Annotated in this window: 18 protein-coding genes; 10 read left to right on the top strand and 8 right to left on the bottom strand. The window is 31.6% G+C overall.

Annotation, left to right across the window (positions count from 1 at the left end; all coding sequences use genetic code 11):
• The first annotated feature begins 148 nt into the window (after positions 1-148).
• Entirely contained in the window at positions 149-523 is a 375-nt protein-coding gene (locus LQK79_RS18655) for a DUF956 family protein (RefSeq protein WP_231017468.1), read from the top strand.
• Positions 524-869: 346 nt separating this feature from the next.
• On the opposite strand, the gene sufU is transcribed toward LQK79_RS18655, so the two are convergent.
• From sufU to sufC, 5 genes are read right to left on the bottom strand one after another with little or no spacing between them, the layout of a single operon-like run.
• On the bottom strand, positions 870-1,310 hold the full coding sequence (sufU, locus tag LQK79_RS18650) for a Fe-S cluster assembly sulfur transfer protein SufU (protein WP_053240912.1): 441 nt from the start codon (positions 1,308-1,310) through the stop codon (positions 870-872).
• Positions 1,300-2,523, bottom strand: a complete 1,224-nt coding sequence (locus LQK79_RS18645; RefSeq protein WP_053240913.1) for a cysteine desulfurase — start codon at positions 2,521-2,523, stop codon at positions 1,300-1,302. Before LQK79_RS18645 ends, sufU begins: the two co-directional genes overlap by 11 nt.
• Positions 2,516-3,607, bottom strand: coding sequence for a Fe-S cluster assembly protein SufD (gene sufD / locus LQK79_RS18640; RefSeq protein WP_053240914.1), 1,092 nt, complete (start codon positions 3,605-3,607; stop codon positions 2,516-2,518). Before sufD ends, LQK79_RS18645 begins: the two co-directional genes overlap by 8 nt.
• Before the next feature lie 14 nt (positions 3,608-3,621).
• A complete protein-coding gene (gene sufB / locus LQK79_RS18635) occupies positions 3,622-5,028 on the bottom strand; it encodes a Fe-S cluster assembly protein SufB (RefSeq protein WP_053240915.1) in 1,407 nt (468 codons plus the stop codon).
• Positions 5,029-5,040: 12 nt separating this feature from the next.
• Positions 5,041-5,787, bottom strand: coding sequence for a Fe-S cluster assembly ATPase SufC (gene sufC / locus LQK79_RS18630; RefSeq protein ID WP_053240916.1), 747 nt, complete (start codon positions 5,785-5,787; stop codon positions 5,041-5,043).
• A gap of 227 nt (positions 5,788-6,014) precedes the next feature.
• On the opposite strand from sufC, the gene LQK79_RS18625 reads away from it, so the two are divergent.
• A complete protein-coding gene (locus tag LQK79_RS18625; RefSeq protein ID WP_231017467.1) occupies positions 6,015-7,256 on the top strand; it encodes a glycosyltransferase family 39 protein in 1,242 nt (413 codons plus the stop codon).
• A 62-nt stretch (positions 7,257-7,318) separates the two neighbouring features.
• On the opposite strand, the gene LQK79_RS18620 is transcribed toward LQK79_RS18625, so the two are convergent.
• Both LQK79_RS18620 and LQK79_RS18615 read right to left on the bottom strand, forming a co-directional pair.
• Positions 7,319-8,239 carry a response regulator gene (locus LQK79_RS18620; protein ID WP_053240917.1) on the bottom strand — a complete coding sequence of 307 codons (921 nt, stop codon included), beginning with the start codon at positions 8,237-8,239 and terminating at the stop codon, positions 7,319-7,321.
• A 3-nt stretch (positions 8,240-8,242) separates the two neighbouring features.
• Entirely contained in the window at positions 8,243-9,514 is a 1,272-nt protein-coding gene (locus LQK79_RS18615; RefSeq protein ID WP_053240918.1) for an ATP-binding protein, read from the bottom strand.
• 296 nt (positions 9,515-9,810) lie between these two features.
• On the opposite strand from LQK79_RS18615, the gene LQK79_RS18610 reads away from it, so the two are divergent.
• The 7 genes from LQK79_RS18610 to LQK79_RS18580 all read left to right on the top strand — a co-directional run bounded on the left by LQK79_RS18610 (position 9,811) and on the right by LQK79_RS18580 (position 19,142).
• Positions 9,811-11,085 (top strand): cation:dicarboxylate symporter family transporter, encoded by a 1,275-nt coding sequence (locus tag LQK79_RS18610; protein ID WP_053240919.1) that lies wholly within the window; start codon positions 9,811-9,813, stop codon positions 11,083-11,085.
• Between the two features lie 211 nt (positions 11,086-11,296).
• On the top strand, positions 11,297-12,673 hold the full coding sequence (locus LQK79_RS18605) for an amino acid permease (protein ID WP_053240920.1): 1,377 nt from the start codon (positions 11,297-11,299) through the stop codon (positions 12,671-12,673).
• Positions 12,674-12,788: 115 nt separating this feature from the next.
• The gene (locus tag LQK79_RS18600) at positions 12,789-13,517 is read left to right on the top strand and encodes a gamma-glutamyl-gamma-aminobutyrate hydrolase family protein (protein ID WP_053240921.1); all 729 of its coding nucleotides are present in this window, start codon (positions 12,789-12,791) and stop codon (positions 13,515-13,517) included.
• 220 nt (positions 13,518-13,737) lie between these two features.
• Positions 13,738-14,595, top strand: coding sequence for a DegV family protein (locus LQK79_RS18595; protein WP_231017466.1), 858 nt, complete (start codon positions 13,738-13,740; stop codon positions 14,593-14,595).
• A gap of 241 nt (positions 14,596-14,836) precedes the next feature.
• Positions 14,837-15,304, top strand: coding sequence for a MarR family winged helix-turn-helix transcriptional regulator (locus tag LQK79_RS18590; protein WP_053240922.1), 468 nt, complete (start codon positions 14,837-14,839; stop codon positions 15,302-15,304).
• Positions 15,301-17,055, top strand: a complete 1,755-nt coding sequence (locus LQK79_RS18585) for an ABC transporter ATP-binding protein (protein ID WP_231017465.1) — start codon at positions 15,301-15,303, stop codon at positions 17,053-17,055. Before LQK79_RS18590 ends, LQK79_RS18585 begins: the two co-directional genes overlap by 4 nt.
• Complete coding sequence (locus LQK79_RS18580) at positions 17,052-19,142, top strand: ABC transporter ATP-binding protein (RefSeq protein WP_053240923.1); 2,091 nt, start codon at positions 17,052-17,054, stop codon at positions 19,140-19,142. Before LQK79_RS18585 ends, LQK79_RS18580 begins: the two co-directional genes overlap by 4 nt.
• A gap of 158 nt (positions 19,143-19,300) precedes the next feature.
• On the opposite strand, the gene LQK79_RS18575 is transcribed toward LQK79_RS18580, so the two are convergent.
• Complete coding sequence (locus LQK79_RS18575; RefSeq protein ID WP_053240924.1) at positions 19,301-19,807, bottom strand: flavin reductase; 507 nt, start codon at positions 19,805-19,807, stop codon at positions 19,301-19,303.
• A gap of 268 nt (positions 19,808-20,075) precedes the next feature.
• Between LQK79_RS18575 and LQK79_RS18570 the strand changes: the two genes are divergently transcribed.
• Positions 20,076-22,307, top strand: a complete 2,232-nt coding sequence (locus LQK79_RS18570) for a ribonucleoside-diphosphate reductase subunit alpha (protein ID WP_231017464.1) — start codon at positions 20,076-20,078, stop codon at positions 22,305-22,307.
• The last annotated feature ends 172 nt before the right edge of the window (positions 22,308-22,479 follow it).

Below are 22,479 nucleotides of genomic sequence, written 5' to 3'. Positions count from 1 at the left end.
TAGGATTTATCGTCTTAGATTTATTAGCTTTATTTAATATCCCAAATCAATATCACCTCGCTAAATTCCAGTTTGTCGGGATGAATTTGGTAATGCTAATTTTAATATTCCTAAGTTGTACATCTGTAAATAGAAAGGGGTAAATCATATGGTTCAATCACTTAATACAAAGGTGGATCTAGTAATGGATGCAACAGCTTTTACGGGGTTTACAGACTATGGAAAAGTAATGATCGGTGACAAAGGTTTTGAATTTTATAATTCTCGTGATTCTCGTAAATATATTCAAATTCCTTGGGAAGAGGTTGACTATGTTATTGCGTCCGTATTGCTAAAAGGAAAGTGGATTCCACGATATGCGATCAAAACGAAGAAAAATGGTACTTATACTTTTGCTTCTAAAGATGCAAAAAAAGTACTTCGTGCTGTTCGAAAATATGTTGATCCAAGTCATATGGTTCAATCGTTAAGTTTTTTTGATGTGGTGAAAAAAGTGGTACAATCGAGATTTAAGAAGAGTTGATAAATGATTTAAACTTTCAGCAGTTAGGCTTATTGTAGAAGAAGGCTAAAAATAGATAATTTTACTTTTAATTAACTTGTGAAAAATATATAAGGAGAGATTAGGTGAGTAAGATTTTAAATAAAATAAAAACTGCTATCATATAGTTATGTTTATAGGAATAATACTTAGTATTTTATGTTTGAAAAATGGGGCTGTTGCACTAAATATAAAAATTGTGAACTAATTAAAATGAAGGGTTTTAACTTCACGTTGCTCGTTAAAACCCTTCACTATTATGATTGCTTCGCAATTTTTTAGTGAGACGGTCCCATTTTAAGTTAAAGGATTTAAATCCTTTAACTTGTTAATTATCACTATTGCTGCTTGTCGTTGCTTCATCAAGTGTGTGCCATGCAAGTACTGCACATTTTACACGGGCAGGCATGTTTGAAACATTTTTAAAGGCTAAAGCATCTTCAAGTACTTCAAGTTCTTTGTCATCTGTTATTTCTCTTTTGATCATTCCAATAAAAGTATGAGCAAGTTCTTTTGCTTCTTCAACAGTTTTACCCTTTATAAGGTCAATCATTATTGAAGTGGAAGCTTGAGAAATAGCACATCCAATGCCAGTAAATGAGGCATCTTCAATTATGTTATCTTTTATTTTCAACTGAAGGGTAATTTCATCTCCACAGCTTGGATTATGACCATTTTCAACTATATTTGCACCTTCAAGTTCATGTTTGTTATGCTTTGAAGCATTGTGTTCTGTTATTATTTCAGTATATATGGAATTAAGATCCATAGCCTAACCACTTCCTTGTATTTTTTAATCCGTAAGCTAAGGCATCAATGTCTTCTTTGGTATTGTAAAGATAAAAGCTTGCTCTGCAGGTTGCATTTACTCCCATGTATCTCATAAGAGGATTCGCACAGTGATGGCCTGTTCTAATACCTATTCCATATGAGTCTAGTATTGTAGCAACATCATGTGGATGAACATCATCTATATTAAATGATATTACTCCTGCTTTTTTAGTGATATCTTTTGTTCCGTAAATTGTAACATGAGGTATTTCACTTAAATTTTCAAGAGCATAGCTAGTTAACTCTTTTTCTATAGCTTCTATGGTATCAATACCAACTTTATTTATATATTCGATGGCTGCTGTGAGTCCAACTGCGCCACCAACATTTTGAGTACCAGCTTCGAATTTGTGAGGAACTTCAGCAAAGGTAGTTTCTTGTTCCCATACGTATTCTATCATGTCTCCTCCGCAAAGGAAAGGAGGCATTTTTTCAAGTAGAGCTTCTTTTCCATATACTACACCTATTCCCATGGGAGCGAGCATTTTATGACCTGAAAAAGCTGCAAAATCAGCATCCAAATCTTTAACGTTAACTTTCATATGAGGAATGCTTTGAGCCATGTCTACAATAGCAATAGCTCCGACGCTGTGGGCTTTTTCTATTACTTTTTTAACAGGGTTTATTGTACCAAGTACATTTGAAACCTGGGTTACAGAAACTATTTTTGTTTTTGATGTTATTACACTTTCAATTTCTTCTTTTGGAATTATACCTTCATCATTTATATATAAATATTTAAGCACTGCTCCTTTAGCCATAGCTACTTGCTGCCATGGAACTAAATTTGAGTGATGTTCTGCTATTGAAATTACAATTTCATCTCCAGGATTTAAAAAAGTGAGCCCATAAGAATAAGCTATAAGGTTAAGACCTTCGGTAACATTCTTTACGAATATTATTTCTTTGCTTTTATCTGCTCCTATAAAATCCTTCACAACTTCTCTGGCATTTTCATAGAGTTCTGTTGCTTTTACACTTAAAGCATAAGCACCTCTATGAGGATTAGCATTATTTTTTCTATAATATTCATCAACAGCATTTATTACTGAAATAGGCTTTTGAGTAGTTGCTGCATTATCTAGATATACAAACTTATGTCCATTGAATTCTTGATTCAATGCTGGAAAATCTTCTATATATTTATTCATCGGCAAGCTTCCTCCTAATACTGTTAGAGATATTAGCTTTTAATTCATCTGAAGGAATTTTATCTATTATAGGGTTAAAAGCAGCTTCTATAATAAGTTTTTTTGCTTCAGCTTCACTAAAACCTCTGCTCATTATATAAAACAATCTATTTTCATCTATTCTTCCAGCGCTTGCTGCATGCTGACCATCAACATCTTCTTCTGTACAAAGAAGTATTGGAACAGATTCATTTTTTACATGAGGACTTAAAAGAACAGTGTATTCTTCTTCTTGACCCTTTGATTTAACAGAGCCTTTTTTAAAGTCAAGAGTTCCCTTGAATACTTTTTTACTTTCATTAAGAAGAGCTCCTCTTGCTTCTATGTTACTTTTTGTTTCTTTTCCGTAATGATTTATAAGGTAGTTAATATCTATGATTCTCTCTTTGTCACCTAAGTATATTGAATGTATGTTTCCTTTGCTTTTATAACCATTTAGGTCTGCCTTGTAATTTGTAACACTAAATAAGCTGCCTAAGTCTACTTCTATATAGTTTACAACAGCATTATCTTCTATCTGCGCTACATTGGCATCAAGGTGTATACTGTTATCTGAAAATTCCTGTATTTTTATTAAGTTTACAGTGGAACCTTTCTTTGCGTAAATCTGAGTAAGCCCGTTGTGAAAAGCAGAAGATTGTGAACTGTAATTTATAACTACTGTTACTTCGCTATTTTCTTCACCAATTATTAAATTGTTATCTATTATTAAATCATTTTTTTCATCAGCATTGTAATTTATAAAAATAGGTTTTGATGCTTTTTTATCAATAGCCGAATTAATATAAACTCCTGTATTGTAATTATTTTTACACTGCTCAAGTGAAGCTTCATTTAGACCTTCATATTTTGAAGGAACAAATTCTGACGAAATGTTTTTATTCATTAGTTTTACTTTTACTTCACTGTTTTCAAGTTCATCTGTTATACTTAAATTATATTCTTTTGGTTCTGGTAAGGTTCTATCAATAGTTATATTGTTTACACCAAGCCATCTCCAAGTTCTCATTGGAATGTTATTTATTTTATTTAAAGTATTACTCATAACTGTATCACCACCTATCCTATGTTTCCATTAAGTTCAAGCTTTATAAGATTATTCATTTCAACAGCGTATTCAAGAGGAAGTTCTTTAGATATAGGCTCAACGAAACCTCTTACTATCATTGCTCTTGCTTCTTCTTCACTTATTCCTCTTGACATTAGGTAGAATATCGCGTCGTCGCTTATTCTTCCTATTTTTGCTTCATGACCTATATCAACTTCATCATTTAGTATATCAAGTGCCGGTATAGTATCTGAACGTGATATATCATCAAGCATCAAGGATTCACAGGAAACAGTTGATTTTGAATGATGAGCATTAGGTAAAACCTTAACTGAACCTCTGTAAATTGCAGTACCATCGCCTTTTGAAATTGATTTTGAATTTACAGTAGATGAAGTATAAGGAGCAGCGTGAACTACTTTTGTACCTGTATCTAAAAATTGTCCAGTACCCGCAAAGGTTACCCCTGTAAATTCAGATTTTGCACCTTCGCCTTTTAATATACTCATAGGATAAAGCATTGATTTTTTTGATCCAAAGGAACCAGATACCCATTCAATTGTTCCATTCTTTTCAACTAAAGCACGTTTTGTATTTAAGTTAAGCATGTTTCTGGACCAGTTTTCTATAGTTGAATATCTTAAAGTAGCATCTTCTTTTACATAAAGTTCAACGCAGCCTGCATGAAGGTTTGTTACGTTGTACTTTGGTGCAGAACAACCTTCTATGAAGTGAAGTTTTGCTCCTTTTTCAACTATTATAAGAGTATGCTCAAACTGACCTGCTCCAGGGGAATTAAGCCTGAAATAGGATTGAAGAGGTATATCTACATCAATACCTGCAGGTACATATACGAAAGAACCACCGGACCATACAGCACCATGAAGAGCTACGAACTTATGATCACTTGGTGGGACAAGTTTCATAAAATACTCTTTAACTATATCTTCATATTGCTTTATAGCTGAATCCATATCTGTATATATTACGCCTTGTTTAACTAGATCTTCCTTTATACTGTGATATACAACCTCTGAATCGTATTGTGCACCAACACCAGCAAGTGATTCTCTTTCAGCCTGTGGTATTCCAAGTTGTTCAAAGGTATTTTTTATGTCGTCGGGAACGTCTTTCCAGTTTCCTTTCATATCTGTATCTGGTCTTACGTAAGTTACTATATTATCCATATCAAGTTCATCTAAAGATGGTCCCCAAGTTGGCATTGATGTTTTGTTGTAAGTTTCTAGAGATTTAAGTCTAAAATCAAGCATCCACTGAGGTTCATTTTTTTCTTTAGATATTTTTTTTATTGTATCTTCTGTTAAACCTTTATTTACTTTATAACTATATCTATCTTCATTCTTTATATCATAGACGCCTCTTTCGAGATCTTCTATATAAGTTTTTTCATCACTCATAAGTAAGCCTCCTTATACCATTTCTCTAAATGAAGCAAAACCTTTAGTATTTATTTCATTCATCAAGGAAGCGTCTCCTGTTTTTACTATTTTTCCATCTAAAAGTACATGAACGAAATCAGGTTGTAGGTACTGAAGTATTTTGCTGTTGTGAGTTATAATAAGTATAGAATTATTTTCATTTTTAAATTCGCTTATTCCCTTTGAAACTATTTTAACTGCGTCTACATCTAGACCAGAATCAGTTTCATCAAGTATAGCAAGCTTTGGATTTAGCATTAGCATTTGGATTATTTCATTTTTCTTTTTCTCACCGCCTGAAAAACCAACATTTAGGTATCTTTCAGCGTAGCTTTCATTCATATCTAAAAGAGCCATTTTTTCTTTTAATTCTCTTCTAAAAGCTAAAAGCTTTATTGGCTTTCCAGTGCTTTCAGTTCTTGCACTTCTAAGCAGGCTTTCAACGGTTATTCCTGGAACTTCTTCAGGGTTTTGAAAGGAAAGAAATATTCCTTTTTTTGCTCTTTCATTGGTTTTAAGTTCAGTTATGTCATCGCCTTCAAAGCTAATAGAGCCATCTGTTACTTTATATTTAGGATGCCCCATTATTACATTCATAAGAGTGGATTTTCCAGCTCCGTTAGGTCCCATTATCACATGAATTTCTCCCTTATTTACTGTCAAGTTAAGACCCTTAAGTATTTCTTTTTTATCAGCTTCAGCGTGTATGCTATTTATTTCCAAAAGTTTTTCTAACATAAAATTCACTCCCGATTCTATAGAGGTAACAAAATTTGCCTGCTATAGTTCTAAATTTATACCCGACTATTTAACTCGGATTTTCTATATATATTTTATAGCTATAAGGGAATGTTGTCAATAATTATTATCATAGACAAAACATAATTGGTACATATAGCATTTAGTATGATATAATTTTATATAAATATTTTAATTAGGAAATTTATACAATTAGGAGGATAACTTTGAGTATATTAAAAAGAGAAAATAGATTTTATATGATTTCAATGCTGATAGCAGCAGCAGTATGCGTTTTATGGGTTGCACTTGTTAAGTCAATACCTTATTCGGATTTCAACTATTATTATGCTTTGGCAAAACAAATTGCAGGTGGTGGAAGTTTTGGAGATACATATACATCTGTAGGTTATTCTATAGTACTTGGACTTATATATAGCATTTTTGGAAAAACAATTTTTGTGGCAAAAGTTTTTAATTTGATTCTTACTATCATAAGTTACTTTTTAATGTACAGTTTACTTAGGAAAATTAATATAAGTGAAACTAAAAAAAGAGTGATTTTTATACTTTTTATATTTTTCCCCACTAATATTTTTTACAATAGTCTTCTTGCAGTTGAGATACTTTTTACTATGCTGCTTCTTTTAATTACAAATATATACTTTTCTGATAATAAATTTAAGTATGTTTTTATAGGAGTTTTAGCAGGAGTAGAAACGATGATAAAGCCATTTTTTATTGCTTTTTTCTTTGCTATATTTTTAGTTGAAGTAATTAAGAATAAAAAATTGTTAAAGCCAATTACAAATTCATTAATAGTGCTTATATTATCTTGTGTTGTTATAGCTCCATTTGTTTATAGAAATACTAAGATGATGGGGCAATTTACTTCTGTAGCTAACAACGGTGGTATAGTTTTATACATAAACAACAATTCTCAAAATAAATGGGGAAGATGGATGCCGGCAGCAGATGTTAAAAATTCAATAGTTTTAACTACCAAGTACAAAAAGGCAAATATGACGGAGAAAAATAAAATGCTTTCAGCAGCAGCTAAAAAGTGGATAAAAAGTCATCCGAAACAATTTCTTATTTTAGGATGTAAAAGACTTCTTAATACTTATTTTGTAGGCGATGATATATTATTCACATACAATGGTACCAACTTAAGTAGTGAATTTAAGAATAAATTAATGGTTTATACCAATTTTGTGAGGAACATAATATTTTTACCTGGAATAATTGCAATTATTGCTTATAGTATAAAAGTAATAAAAATGCTCATTAAAAGAAAAGAAAATGAAATAGATAGATTTGATTTATACGCGCTTATTATTTTTTATATGTTTACAGGAGTGTATTTTATAACAGAAGGTCAAGGAAGATATGCATTTCCATTTGTATTTATAATGATATATTTCTTTTGCAGTTGGAGTAAGTTTTTAAAAAAGAAAGCCAAATATTAAAAGCAATAAAAATAAGCTACTGAAACTAAGTTACAATAGTTAAAGTAGCTTATTTTTTATATTTAAAGTTTTTTCTTTGCTTCCATATAAAGCACTTTAACAAATTTTTTCATGTTAATTCTGACCTTTGATTCAGAGGATTTTGTGTTGTTTTCAAGTTCAAGCATCTTTTTTCTGATTTCAGCAAAGTCAAAGAAGCTTGAGGAATATTCTTCGAATTTTTCATTAGAATAATCCATAAGACCAAGGGAAGCTAAATGAGTAAGGCACTGAGAAATAGCTCTTCTAACTCTTTGTTCTGAAGCTTTAACTTCCTTTGTTATATCAGAAGAAGATGCATTTTTGTCAAGTTTTTTTATAGCTACGTTTGTAAATATATCCTTTAAAGCAGGAAATTCATCTTTTGAACCTTCTGCATTTTCACAATTATATATATAGTTAAGCATGGATAATAAATCACTGCTTCCATTTTCTCCTATTATACCGAGTTCTGATAGGAGGAACTTACCAGAGGTTAGTATGGTTTTTTTATCCATGTTATCATTTTCACTAGAGGTTTTCTTATCATAATCAAGTATATTAAGTGTCTTTTTTATGTCGTATATTGATTTTTGAAGTTTTATGTTTTCAGTTACTTTTTCAATGATTTTTATAACCTCAAGTCTGTTAATTGGTTTAGTGATATAATATTCAACACCAAGAGAATAAGCTTCTGCAATAATGTCTTTATCTTCCACCTGAGAAAGCATAATTATTTTAGTATCTAGATTAGAACCTAAGCTGCGTATGGTTTCAATACCGTCACATATAGGCATAAGCAAATCAATTATAAGAATATCTATATTTTTGAGGGTAAGCAAAGTTTTATCTATATTTGAACCATTATCGGAAGTCCCAACAATGCTGCCAAGATCATAATCTTCAATAATTTCTGTAAGCATTGTGCAAATAGCTTCATCATCATCAGCAATAAAAAATCGCATAAGTTACTCCTCCTTTGTTAAGTTTATTAAAGGTAATTTTATTGTAAAAGAAGTTTCAGTTTCTGTAGACTTTAAATCAAGGGTGCCATTAAGATTGTTTATAATTTCTTTTACATAACATAAACCTATTCCTGTTGAAGGTTTACCTGTATTATCATATTTTGTTGTATAACCAGGTTTAAATATAAGTTCCTTTTTTTTATCTGGTATTCCAGGACCATTATCAGAAAGCCTAAATTCAATGAATTCAGTTTTCTTTTTTATGGAGATTTTAATAATTCCTTTTTTATTAATAGCTTCAACAGAATTAGAAACAAGATTGTTTAAAATAGATAAAAGTATAAATACATGGAATAAATCATTAAATTCTTCAATATTTAAAATGAAATTAATAGTTTTAGACAGCGAATCAGCGTATTTTGTATTTGTGTTAATTACTATATTTATAATTTCTTTTAAATTCATGTAATCGCTTGAATTTCCGTTTAAGATCATCTTTGAAAGACCAGCATATATTCTTTGATTATCCTTTTTTATCTCGTGAACTTCTCCAGCTATACCTAAAATTTGCTTAGACAAAGTATTTGAGTTTATAGTTTCAGTTGAATTCTTTAATTCTCTATATAGATTATAGCAGTTTCTAGTGATATGTTCTGCATTCAATAGAGATTTTTTTAGCTGGATGGATTCTTCATATAAGCTTGAAATTAAAATGGCCATATTTCTATTTTGCTCTTGTTGTCTTTCAACTTCAAGATCCTTTTCGTGAAGTTTAATTATATAAAAGAAGCCAAGCACAAAAAAGCTCCTAATGATTGCAATTATTATAACCTCACTAAAAACGTTCATATTTATATAATCGTTTAAGGATAGATGCCTAATAGAAATTTCAACGAGACTTGCAGAAATTTCTATTAGTGCAGATAAAAAACCAAGTAAAAGATAGTGATTCAAGTATTTTCTTCCTATTAGGTAAAAAAGTCCAGCATAGGTGAAATAGTAGAAAAATGCAGGAAAGTTTAGCATAAAGCTGTTGTAAACCTGAAAGTTTCCCGTCATTGATATATGCAAAATTATACGAAAAATTACAACACAAATACCTATTATAAAACCTGAAATTAAAGGATGTATTTTTCTAACCCACAGCAAAAAGAAGAAAAATATAGGTGTTCCAAAACTAACTCTGTAAGTATTGTGAAAAGGATATATTTTTAGTTCTCCTGCTAAGGGAATTACAATTATCATAACTAGTAGTATGTATAACTTCTTTTTCAATTCATCAACTCCTAAAATTCGTCAATATGAATAAAATGAAATTTTCAATGCAATTTTCTTAATTATTAAATTAAGGGTACGACTTTATATTCTAATAATTATCTGATAAAAATTCAATAGAATAATTGTAGTTTTTTGTTAGATTACGTAGTTGCATTATTATAATTCTCATATAGGTGATTAATTGCATTAAATTATTATAATTTAGTCAAGTAAAACTAAATGTGTTTTGAATTTAAATTTGCAATGATGAGATATATAAATTTCATAAATAAATTTAGGAGGAAATTAATAATATGAAAAAAATTAAATTTGGACTAGCATTTCAGATAGTACTAGGGCTTGTTTTGGGTATTATTGTAGGAGCAGTTTTCTATGGTAACGCTACAGCTCAAAGCTATTTAAAGCCGCTCGGAGATATATTTCTAAGGCTTATAAAAATGATAGTAGTTCCTATAGTTTTTTCTGCAATTGTTGTTGGAGTTTCTAGCCTTGGAGATATAAAGAAGGTTGGAAAAATTGGGGCAAAAACGCTTTTGTATTTTGAAATAGTAAGTACCTTTGCAATTGTTTTAGGACTTATAATAGCAAATGTGGTTAAGCCTGGAACTGGAATTGATATGCACCAATTAGCAAAGACAAGCATTGATACATATGTTAATACAGCGAAAACAAGTTCACATAAAGGAACTTTAGACATAATCGTGAATATTGTTCCTTCAAATATATTTGAAGCCTTAACTAATGGAGAGTTACTTCCAGTAATATTCTTTTCAGTTATGTTCGGACTTGGTACGGCAGCTATTGGGGAAAAGGGTAAGGTTATTATTGAAGTATTCTCAGGCATAGAGAATGTAATGTTTTGGGTGACAAATCAAATAATGAAGGTTGCACCAATTGGAGTTTTCGGGCTTATAGGCTTAACAATATCTAAGTTTGGAGTTAAATCGTTAGTTCCGCTTGGAAAATTAGTTTTAACAACTTATGGAGCCATGTTTATTTTTGTGTTTCTTGTATTTGGATTTATAGCTAAATTTATAGCTAAGACAAGCGTTATAAAAATAATAAGGATATTAAAAGATGAGATTATATTAGCTTATACTACTGCAAGCTCAGAAGCTGTGCTTCCAAAAGTTATGGAGAAAATGGAGAAGTTTGGAGCACCACAGGGAATAATTTCTTTTGTAGTGCCAACTGGATATTCCTTTAATTTGGATGGCTCAGCATTATATCAATCAATTGCAGCCATATTCATAGCTCAACTTTATGGAGTACATCTTTCATTAATTACTCAAATAAACCTTGTAATTGTGCTTATGGTAACTTCAAAAGGAATGGCAGCAGTTCCAGGAACATCTTTCGTAGTTCTTCTTGCAACCTTAGGTTCAGTTGGAATTCCAGTTGAGGGAGTTGCTTTTATAGCAGGAATAGACCGTATTCTTGATATGGCAAGAACAGTTGTAAATGTTATAGGAAATTCGCTTGCTGTAATTGTAATATCAAGATGGGAAGGACAATATAACAGTGAAAAAGGCCAAGAATATGTAGAATCAATACAATCAATAGCCTAGTTATATTTTTTAGATAGGAATTGTCTTGAAGATTTAAATTCGAGATGGTTCCTTTTTATTTTGTAAATTAAGACTTTGATTCAAGTAAATGTATCAACATTCTTTAAAAATAAAGCTTGTTTTTAACTTTACTGAAATAAAGTCTTGTATAAGAATTCAACGTGCCTTATAATTATTAGTTGGCATGAACTTATGTTAGGAGGAATATAATGTGGAAATATTTAGAAAGAAAACCGTAGAAAATTTTGATCAGGACTATGCTAAGAGTACTTTAAAAAGAAAACTTACAAGCTTTGATTTAGCAGCACTTGGTATAGGGTCAGTAGTTGGTACAGGCATTTTCGTGGCTACCGGACAAGGGGCAAAGCTTGCAGGACCAGCAGTTACAATATCATTTATAATAGCAGCTATAACGAGTGCTCTTTGTGCACTTACATACTCTGAACTTGCGTCGATGTTTCCTGTATCAGGAAGTACATATTCTTATTCATACGTTGCTTTTGGTGAAATAATTGCATGGATAATAGGATGGGATTTAATTCTTGAATATCTTGTTTCAGCTGCGGCAGTTGCCTCTGGTTGGTCAGGAGCTTTGATTGGAATATTAAATGATTATGGAATTAAGTTACCTAGTATGCTTACTAAAGCGCCTGTATCTGGTGGAATTGTAGATTTGCCAGCTGTGTTAATAACAGCTCTTGTAACATGGCTTTTATACATAGGAGTATCAGAAAGTGCAAAGATAAATGATATAATAGTTGGAATTAAAATTGTAGTAATAATTATTTTTGTAATTTTAGGTGTAACTCATATAAATGTAACAAATTATCACCCATTTATGCCTTTTGGCGTTAAGGGAATAATGTCGGGAGCATCAATTATATTTTTTGCTTTCATAGGTTTTGATGCTGTTTCCACGGCTTCTGAGGAAACTAAAAATCCAGAAAAGGATGTGCCTCGTGGACTTACTATATGTTTAATAGCAGTAGTAATTATGTACATAAGTGTTTCATTAGTTTTAACGGGCATAATTTCATATAAAGATATTAGCATAGATAATGCACTTCCAGGGGCTCTTTCACATATAGGAATAACTTGGGGGTCTGCTTTAGTTGGAGTTGGTGCAGTAATTGGTATGATTTCTACACTTCTTGTAACACTATATGGACAAATTAGAATATTTATGGTTATGTCCAGAGATGGACTTTTGCCTAATGTTTTTGCTAAGGTAAATAAAAAGCATAGAACTCCGGGATTATGTACTATTTTAACTGGTATTTTAACAGCTATAATTGCTGGAGTACTTCCTTTAAACATGATAATGGAATTATGTAATATAGGAACTTTATTTGCTTTTGCACTTGTTTCTCTTGGCGTTATAGTTTTGAGAAAGAAGATGCCGGAGGTTGAAAGAAAATTCAGGTGTCCAGGTGTTCCGTACACACCAATTATCACTATATTTTTTTGCGGGTATTTAATATATCATCTTCCTGTAGTTACATGGATTAGATTTGCTATCTGGCTTTTGATTGGCATTTTAATTTATGCATTTTACGGATACAAGAATAGTAAGATGAAAGCAAAGTAATTGATAATTTAATAATTCGTATGATATAATTTTATTAGAATATAAAAAAGAGTAAAGAGTAGAGAGTAAAGATTACATGTATTTTTAATATGCATGTAACAAGGGGGCTAAACATATGAGAAAACCATTAATAGGTATACTGGGAAGCATACAAATTGATCAAGGAGGAATGTTTCCTGGTTATGAAAGAGCTTATGTAAATAATGATTACATAGTATCTGTAGTAAAAGCAGGTGGAATTCCTGTTGTTATTCCTGTAATTGAAGATGAGGAATTAATTCGTGAACAAATAAAAAATGTAGATGGAGTAATAATTTCAGGCGGATATGATGTAAACCCTTTATGCTATGGGGATGAGCCGCATGAAAAACTTGGTTTTATATATACCAAAAGAGATAAATTTGATATATGCGCAGTTAAAGTAGCATATGAACTAGAAAAACCTATGCTTGGAATATGCAGAGGAAATCAAATATTAAATGTAGCTTTTGGAGGGACTCTTTATCAGGATATGTCGCTTATCGAAGGAGCTTATATAAAACATACACAAGAGTCGCAGCCAGGAAGCATAGGACATTCAGTTTGTATTGAAAAGGGAACTAAGTTATATGACATTTTTAAAGGAGATGTAGTTACAAATAGTTTTCATCATCAAGCTATTAAAAATGTCGCTGATGGTTTTATTGTAGGTGCTTCTTCAAAGGATGGAGTTGTTGAAGCAATAGAAAAAGATGGAGAAGCTTTTGTAATGGGGATACAATGGCATCCTGAAATGATGACAGCAGCTGGCGATGAAAATATGGTAAAGATATTTAGAAAATTAGTAGAAGAATCAGGAAAGTGATGATTGTCAAGCTTAGGATGTTTTTCTTCCGTCCACTACTGAAACTTGCCATTTGTCACTTTTTACTGGTTTAAAATTTGGGCTTGTTGCATTTTTATAAAATTTGTACTGAGGAGTACATATTTGTTCTTAAGGGATAAATATGTACTTTTTTTAAATAGTTTTTTATAGCAAAAAATGCTACAATAAAATATAAATTAAATTTGGAGGAGTAGTAATTATGGCTGTTCAAGTTTTAACTGATAGCACCAGCTGTATGGATGAAGGATTAAGAAAAGAATATGGAATAAGAATTCTGTCGCTGTGTGTTAGTTTTGAAGATGAAAGTTTTAAAGAAATAGAAATAAGTAATGAGGTTTTTTATAAAAAAATGGAACAAAAAGGAATACCAAAGTCATCACAACCTTCTATTGATGATATGGTTAGAGAAATGAAAGAAGTTGTAAGTAATGGAGATAGTCTTCTGTGCATATTTATATCTTCTGAAATGAGTGGAACTTACTCAACTGCACATGTTGCCAAAAATATGATTCTAGAAGAGTATAAAGATGCTAAGATTGAGATAGTAGATTCGCGTGATAATTGTATGCAGCTTGGATTTGCTGCTATTCAAGCCGCAAAGGCTGCTAAGGAAGGCAAGAGCTTAAAAGAAGTTAAGCTTGCAGCGGAAGAAAATTTAAAAAAGAGTAGATTTTTATTTATACCTGAAAACTTAGTTTATTTAAGAAAAGGTGGAAGAATAGGAGGTGCAAGTGCCCTTATTGGAAATATACTTAAAATAATTCCAATACTTACGGTTGAAAATGGCGTGACTTCAGTGTATGCCAAGGTAAGAACTAAGAAAAAGGCTGTAGCAACAATGGTTGGAAAGATGATTAACGATATAAAAAACTTCGGTCTTGGAGAAGTTGTTGTACACCACATAAATTGTTATGATGAAGCAAAGGAACTTGCAAATGTTATAATGGAAAAGTTCAATATAAAGGTACTTATTTGTGATATAGGACCAGTTATAGGACTTCATGTAGGGCCAGGGGCAATTGGAATTGCTTATTATACGGAAAAAGCGTTAAGATAACAGAGCAGAGAGTATAGAGTAGAGTGAAGTATGATTTTTCTTCACTCCTTTTTACTGTTTTACTGCTTGCATTAATTAATACGAATTCAAAATCAATTATTTCACAGAATATTTTATACTATAACAAAAATAGAGAAAATAATATTGACAATAAACTAACTTTTAAATATAATTAGGTTACCTAATAAATTATTAGCCTATTAATTTATACGACTAACTATATTTTGACAAGGAGGAAAAAATGGATAATGGTAAGGAAGAAATTGTAGATAGACTTATTTTTGCATTTTCGCGAATTAGAAAAGTTAAGTTTCATCCGAAAGAAATAGATGGTGTCACCCATGGAGAGATAATGGTTCTCTTTTGTATGAAAAAAGGTTTTAAGGATGAAAAAAATGGAATAAAAGTATCTCAGTTAAGCAAAAAATTAAAGGTTGCAGCACCTACAGTAACTCAGCAAATAAATAGTCTTGAAAATTGTGGACTCGTTAAAAGAACAATGGATTTAAAGGATAGAAGAGTTGTTAGAATACAAATTACAGAAAAGGGAGATAGATTAATAGAGAAAGCCCAAAAAGGATTTCACAATTTTGTATATGGACTTGTTGATTATTTAGGAGAAGATGAGAGCAATGAGTTTATAAACTTGTTAACAAAATTATTTGATTATATGAATAAAAAAACATTTGAAGGAGATGAACAAAGTTGATAAAACTGTTGAAAAACTTAAAGCCATTTGCATTGTCAGTGCTAGTAATACTAATTTTAGCATTTTTTCAATCAATGGCTGATTTATACCTACCTACTTTAATGTCAGACATTATAAATAGCGGTATATTAAAAGTTAACTCTAAGGGTGTAAATACTCCTGATATTCCATATATATGGAGTACAGGTGGGAAAATGCTTTTGGTATCAGGAGCAAGTATAATTTGTGCTATTGCAGGAAGTTTATTTGCATCTAAGACTACTCTTGGACTCACAAGAAATTTAAGAAAAAAATTATTTACGAGGGTAGAAAGTTATTCCTTAAATGAGTTTGATAAAATAGGAAGTGCTTCACTTATAACAAGAACAACTAATGATATAACTCAAGTTCAAAATGTTGTTATAATGATGCTTAGAATGCTTATTACTGCTCCAATGATGTGCATAGGTGGTGTAATACTTGCACTAAGGAAAGATAGAGCCCTTAGTATCATTTTCCTTGTTGCAGTGCCAGTTTTGCTGTTAGTTATAGTGCTAATAGGAGGAAGAGTTGTTCCACTATTTAAACTTATGCAGAAGAAAGTTGATAAGATAAACCTTGTACTTCGTGAAGGACTAACAGGTATAAGAGTTATTCGTGCCTTTGATAGGCAGGAAGTTGAAAAAAAGCGTTTTGATGAGGCAAACTCTGACTACACGAATACAGCGATTAAAGCTAATAAGATTATGGCTGGAATAATGCCGCTAATGATGCTTGTTATGAACTTAACTGTAATTTCCATTATATGGTTTGGAGCGAAAAGAATAGATTTAGGAGAAATGAAGGTTGGAGACATGATGGCATTCACCCAATATGCGATGCAAATCATGATGTCCGTTCTTATGGTTGCAGTTATGTTCGTTTTGATACCACGTGCGCAAGCTTCAGCAGTAAGAATTAATGAAGTTCTTGATATGGAACCAGAAATTAATGACCCTAAAAACCCTATAAAACCTTATGAGAATGAAAAAGGATATGTTGAATTTAGAGATGTAAGCTTTAGTTATCCTGGAGCAGAAGAACCAGCTATATCAAATATTTCTTTTAAAGCAAAACCAGGTGAAACAACAGCTATAATAGGAGGAACAGGTTCTGGTAAATCTACTCTTATTAGCCTCATTCCAAGATTTTATGATATAGATAGAGGAAGTATACTTATTGATGATGTGGAAATTAAGGACATGAGTCAAGACGATTTGAGAGCTAAGATTGGATTTGTACCACAAAAGGCAATACTTTTTAGTGGAACAATTGAGTCAAATATAAAGTTTGGAAATGATAATGCCAGCTTGGAAGATATTAAACATGCCGCTGAAGTTGCTCAAGCAAGTGAATTTATATCTGGAATGAAAGATGGATTTAATTCAGAGATATCAGAAGGCGGAAACAATGTATCTGGAGGTCAAAAACAGCGTCTTTCTATTGCAAGAGCCTTAGTTAGAAAACCTGAAATATATATATTTGATGATAGTTTTTCTGCTCTTGATTTTAAAACAGATGCTAAGCTCAGAGCTGCACTTAATAAAGAAACTTCAAATTCAACAGTTATAATAGTAGCTCAAAGAGTAAGTACAGTAATGAATGCAGACAGAATAGTAGTAATTGATGAAGGTAAAGTAGTTGGAATAGGAACTCATAAAGAATTACTTAATAGCTGTGAGATATATCATGAAATAGTATCCTCTCAGCTTAGTGAGGAGGAATTAGCATGAGTGAAGCATCAAATAAAAAAGCAGCCCCTATGAGCCACCATAGAGGACCTGGCGGTGGTCCACCAATGGGAAGACCAGCTGAAAAGGCTAAAGATTTTAAAGGTACTTTAAGAAAACTTATGAAGTATCTAGCACCTTACAAGGTAAGATTTGTAATAGTTATAGCAACTGCAATTTTGAGTGTTATGTTTAGTGTTGTTAGTCCTAAAATTATGGGTAAAGCAACTACAAAACTCGCAGATGGTCTTATTGGTAAGATGGCAACTCAAAAATTAGATACACAAAAAGATAAAATTGCCAAGCAGGCAAAAGAAATAGAAGCTCAAAAGAATAAGCTTAATTCTGCTATTAAGATGAATCCTGCAATGGCAAAAAGCCCTCAAGTAGTACAAGGAAAGATGAAGTTACTTGCGGGAGAAAAGGCAATCAATAATGCAGAAGCAAAAATAAATCAAGCTATAACTAAAATAGTAAATAAGTATGGAAGAAAGATAGACTTTGTATATATAGGAAGAATAATTCTCATTTTAATTGCGTTGTATGCAATAAGTTCTGCATTTAATTTTATACAGTCGTTTGTAATGGCATCTGTGGCTCAAAGGACTGTTTATACAATGAGAAGAGATGTTGACGATAAGCTTAATAGATTACCATTAAAGTATTTCGATTCAAAAACCAATGGTGAGATACTCAGCCGTGTAACTAATGACCTTGATACTGTCGCAACTACGCTTCAGCAAAGTTTAACACAGCTCATATCTTCTATTGTTCAAATTATTGGAGCTATAGTCATGATGCTTACAATAAGCGGATGGTTAACACTTATATGTGTAGTAACATTACCAGTTTCTGTTTTAATAACTATGTTTATTGCTAAAAAGTCTCAAAAATTCTTTGCAGCTCAGCAGAAGGAACTTGGAATGATTAATGGACACGTAGAAGAAATGTTTACTGGGCACAAAATAGTTAAAGCCTTTGGTAAGGAAAAAGATTCTATAGAGGAGTTTAATAAAATTAACGATAGATTGTATGCTTCAGGATGGAAAGCGCAGTTTATGTCTGGTATAATTTTTCCTCTTATGAACTTTGTAAATAACTTAGGATATGTTGCTGTATGTGTAGCTGGAGGAATACTTGTTTCCCATGGATCTATTGCAATAGGTGATGTTCAAGCATTTTTCCAATATAACAGACTTTTTACAATGCCTATAGTCCAAACAGCTAATATAGCTAATATAATTCAGTCAACAATGGCAGCAGCAGAGCGTGTTTTTGAACTTCTAGAAGAAAAGGAAGAAGAACCTGATAAAGAAGATTCAGAAGTTCTTGAAGCAGCTAAAGGAGAAGTTAAATTTGAAAATGTTCATTTTGGATACAAAGAAAACGAGCTTCTTATGAAAAATCTTAATATAAATGTAAAACCAGGTCAGACCATAGCTATTGTAGGACCAACAGGTGCTGGAAAGACTACAATTGTAAACTTATTAATGCGTTTTTATGAGATTAATTCTGGAAAAATTACTGTAGATGGAATTGATACAAGAGAATTTAAAAGAAATGATCTTAGAAAAATGTTTGGTATGGTACTCCAAGATACATGGTTATTCAATGGTACAATAAGAGATAATATTGCATATGGAAGAGATGGTGCTACAGAAGAGGAAATTATAGCAGCTTCAAAAGCAGCTCATGCTGATCACTTTATAAGAACTCTTCCTGAAGGATATAATACAGTGCTCAATGAAGAAGCTTCAAATATTTCACAAGGACAAAAGCAGCTTTTAACAATAGCACGTGCAATACTTGCAGATCCTCAAATATTAATACTTGACGAGGCTACAAGTAGCGTAGATACAAGAACTGAACTTGCTATACAGAAAGCTATGAATAACTTAATGAAAGGCAGAACAAGCTTTGTAATAGCCCATAGATTATCTACAATAAGAGATGCAGATTTAATACTTGTTATGAATCATGGAACTATCATAGAGCAAGGAAACCATCATGAACTTATGGAGCAGAAAGGCTTTTATGAAGATCTTTACAATAGTCAATTTACTGGTTCAACTGTAGAAGAGACAGCATAATAGAGGAATATTGTATGGATTTTAAATAAAATAAAGGCACATATAAATTGGAGTAATTTAAATTTATGTGTGTCTTTATTTTTTTATTGAAAATATTTTGATTAAAAGTGAGTATAGATTTTCGCTCTCAATATTAATAAAACATATTTTTGTTAAATCTATTTTATTTTCTCAAGTACCTTTTTAATTTCAGCAATGTATATAGTGTGATAATCTTTGTCTTTATAAATTTTAGCATCATTTTCTTTAGCATCAAAATCTTCTGGCGACATAGTGTGATGATATAATTTTTTGCATACCATTATCATGCTTGCTTCTTCAAAGGCTGCTGTATCATCAACGAAATAAGGAGTAAGTCCAGCTTCTTTTACCTTGTCAGTATCTCTACCAGAAACGCTTCCACATAAGCCAAGAGCTTTTTTATATTTTTCGTCAAAAAATGCAATTGTAAAAGTATCATTTGTATCAACAAATTTCTTTGTATATCTTTGAGGGCGGATATATACTGTGACAGTATTTACTCCCCAAAAAACTCCGAGACCACCCCAGCTAGCAGTCATTGTATTAAATTTTTCTTTAGTACCTGCTGTTATAAGCATCCATTCATTTCCTATTTTTGTAAAAGGATTAAATTGTAATTCTTTAATTTCCACTTCTTTAAACATGTAAATAGCCTCCTATAAGTTTTATTATAGGTTATAGTACAACAAAGTTATTAAATTTTCAAGCAATAGTTTTAAAACTATGAAACTATTGGAATAAACTTAAGAAAAATTAAAGTATACGATAATGGTATACTTTAATCGATGATTTTGCCTTCAAAGATTATTTTACAAAAGGCTGAAGCCAATACTATAATATATATATCAATATATTGTGGTTTGATATGCATAAGCATGATATATGTACTAGATGTTGTGGAGGAATACTGAAATGAGAAATTTAGTGAAGCTATGTGAAGAAGCATTAAATGCAATAGATGTTAAAAGAGAGATATATACTAAAGAAAAACTTTTAAATTCACTTAAACATATCTTGAGAGAAAACATGAGCAGTAACGATATGATTAATTCAATTATTCAAGTTTGTTTGGAACTTACGACGCCTACTGAACCTAAATGGCTTGATTGTGCCTCAAGATTATACATAATAAAGTTATATGATGAAGTAAGGGAAAATAGAAACATATTAGAAGAAAGAAGCTTGTATGAAAATTTCTATGATTTTATCTTAGAATTAACGGAAAAAGGTTTATACGGAAAGTATATATTAGACAACTATTCAAAGGCTGATGTAGATGAACTTGAAAAATACATAAAAGAGGATAGAGATTTTTTATTTACTTATAGTGGGATAAAACTGCTTTCAAGTAGATATTTAATTCAGGATTTTAATAGAAAAATAATTGAACTCCCGCAGCAGATGTTTATGGGAATAGCAATGCATCTTGCTATTCCAGAAAAAAATGAAAAAAGGGTTTACTTTGCTAAAAGGTTTTATGATGTTTTGAGTTCGCTTAAAGCGACTATGGCAACGCCAACTATGTCAAATGCAAGAAAGCCGTTTTATCAATTGAGCTCTTGCTTTATAGATACAGTACATGACAGCTTAAAGGGAATATATAAATCGCTAGATAACTTTGCTAATGTATCAAAATTTGGTGGGGGAATGGGTGTGTATTTTGGGAAGGTAAGAGCGATGGGTTCTTCTATAAGAGGTTTTAAAGGAGCATCGGCAGGAGTTATTCCATGGGTTAAGCTTTTTAATGATACAGCAGTAGCAGTGGATCAACTTGGAGTTAGAAATGGCAGTGTATCTGTTTGGCTAGATGCCTGGCATAAGGATTTGCCAGAGTTTCTTCAGCTTAGAACAAATAATGGAGATGATAGAAAAAAAGCTCATGATGTTTTCCCTGGAGTATGTTATCCAGATCTTTTCTGGAAGCTTGCAGAAGAAAATATTGATGCTAATTGGTATATGATGTGTCCGCATGAAATAAGTACAGTTAAGGGTTACTGTCTCGAAGACTTTTATGGTGATGAATGGGAAAAAAGATATTTGGAATGTGTAGATGATGATAGAATTGCTAAAAGGGTTATGTCAGTCAAGGATATAGTTAGACTTATAATAAAAAGTGCAGCAGAGACGGGAACTCCATTTGCTTTTTATAGGGATACTGTAAACAAAATGAATCCTAATAAGCATAAAGGAATGATATATTCGTCAAATTTATGTACCGAAATAATGCAAAACATGAGTTCAATGGATATATTGCAGGAAGAAATAACAGATGAGAATGGAGATAAAATTGTAGTTCAAAGGACTAAAGCGGGAGATTTTGTTGTGTGCAATCTTTCGTCTATAGTTCTTGGAAATGTAGATGTTAATGACGATAAAGAACTTGAGTATGTGGTTGAAACTCAAATAAGAGCTATGGATAATGTCATTGACTTAAATTATTATTCAGTTCCTTTTGCAGAGATTACAAATAAAAGGTATAGAGGTATAGGGCTAGGTACCAGCGGATATCATCACATGCTCGCAAACAATAGAATTCCTTGGACTAGTGATGCACATTTTGAATTTACAAATAAAGTTTATGAAAAAATAAATTACTATGCAATAAAGGCATCTATGAATATTGCAAAGGAAAAGGGGGCATACGAACTTTTTAAAGGGTCTGACTGGGATAATGGTGACTACTTTAAGATAAGAGGCTATGAAGCTGCTAAATGGCAGGATTTATACGATGAAATAAAAAGATATGGAATTAGAAATGGTTATCTTATGGCAGTCGCACCTAATGGCTCTACAGCAACTATTGCAGGAACTTCTGAAGGAATTGATCCGGTTATGTCGAGGTTTTGGATGGAAGAGAAGAAAGGAAGTATTACGCCAAAGACTGCACCAAATCTTTGTCAGGATAATTATTGGTTTTATATCTCGGCTTATAATATAAACCAAGAATTATGTGTTAAAGCAAATGCTATAAGACAGAGGCACATAGATCAATCTCAATCTTTTAACCTGTATATAACAACTGATTATACAATGAGACAGCTTATGAATTTATACATTGAGGCATGCAAGCTTGGAATAAAGAGCATTTATTATGTTAGATCTAAATCACTTACAGTTGAGGATTGCGACAGCTGCACAGCATAATTATAGATAAATAAGTTGAAAGATTGAGATGACTAATACTAAGTTTATACTGATAAATTGGAATTTAGCGAGGTGATATTGATTTGGGATATTAGATAAAGCTAATAAATCTAAGACGATAAATCCTAAAAATCTAAGAGAATTTAATAACTCGCATACGCTCAAACAGATT

This window comes from Clostridium guangxiense, from assembly GCF_021043395.1.
In the GTDB taxonomy this organism is placed as follows: domain Bacteria; phylum Bacillota; class Clostridia; order Clostridiales; family Clostridiaceae; genus Clostridium_S; species Clostridium_S guangxiense.
This window is presented reverse-complemented; position numbering and strand designations above follow the sequence as displayed.

Coding starts and splice junctions, on each gene's coding strand:
- LQK79_RS18610 (WP_053240919.1), top strand. CDS start 9,811: ATGAAAAAAATTAAATTTGGACTAGCATTTCAGATAGTACTAGGGCTT.
- sufU (WP_053240912.1), bottom strand. CDS start 1,310: ATGGATCTTAATTCCATATATACTGAAATAATAACAGAACACAATGCT.
- LQK79_RS18570 (WP_231017464.1), top strand. CDS start 20,076: ATGAGAAATTTAGTGAAGCTATGTGAAGAAGCATTAAATGCAATAGAT.
- LQK79_RS18595 (WP_231017466.1), top strand. CDS start 13,738: ATGGCTGTTCAAGTTTTAACTGATAGCACCAGCTGTATGGATGAAGGA.
- LQK79_RS18575 (WP_053240924.1), bottom strand. CDS start 19,807: ATGTTTAAAGAAGTGGAAATTAAAGAATTACAATTTAATCCTTTTACA.
- LQK79_RS18600 (WP_053240921.1), top strand. CDS start 12,789: ATGAGAAAACCATTAATAGGTATACTGGGAAGCATACAAATTGATCAA.
- LQK79_RS18590 (WP_053240922.1), top strand. CDS start 14,837: ATGGATAATGGTAAGGAAGAAATTGTAGATAGACTTATTTTTGCATTT.
- LQK79_RS18580 (WP_053240923.1), top strand. CDS start 17,052: ATGAGTGAAGCATCAAATAAAAAAGCAGCCCCTATGAGCCACCATAGA.
- sufD (WP_053240914.1), bottom strand. CDS start 3,607: ATGAGTAATACTTTAAATAAAATAAATAACATTCCAATGAGAACTTGG.
- LQK79_RS18620 (WP_053240917.1), bottom strand. CDS start 8,239: ATGCGATTTTTTATTGCTGATGATGATGAAGCTATTTGCACAATGCTT.
- sufC (WP_053240916.1), bottom strand. CDS start 5,787: ATGTTAGAAAAACTTTTGGAAATAAATAGCATACACGCTGAAGCTGAT.
- LQK79_RS18655 (WP_231017468.1), top strand. CDS start 149: ATGGTTCAATCACTTAATACAAAGGTGGATCTAGTAATGGATGCAACA.
- LQK79_RS18645 (WP_053240913.1), bottom strand. CDS start 2,523: ATGAATAAATATATAGAAGATTTTCCAGCATTGAATCAAGAATTCAAT.
- sufB (WP_053240915.1), bottom strand. CDS start 5,028: ATGAGTGATGAAAAAACTTATATAGAAGATCTCGAAAGAGGCGTCTAT.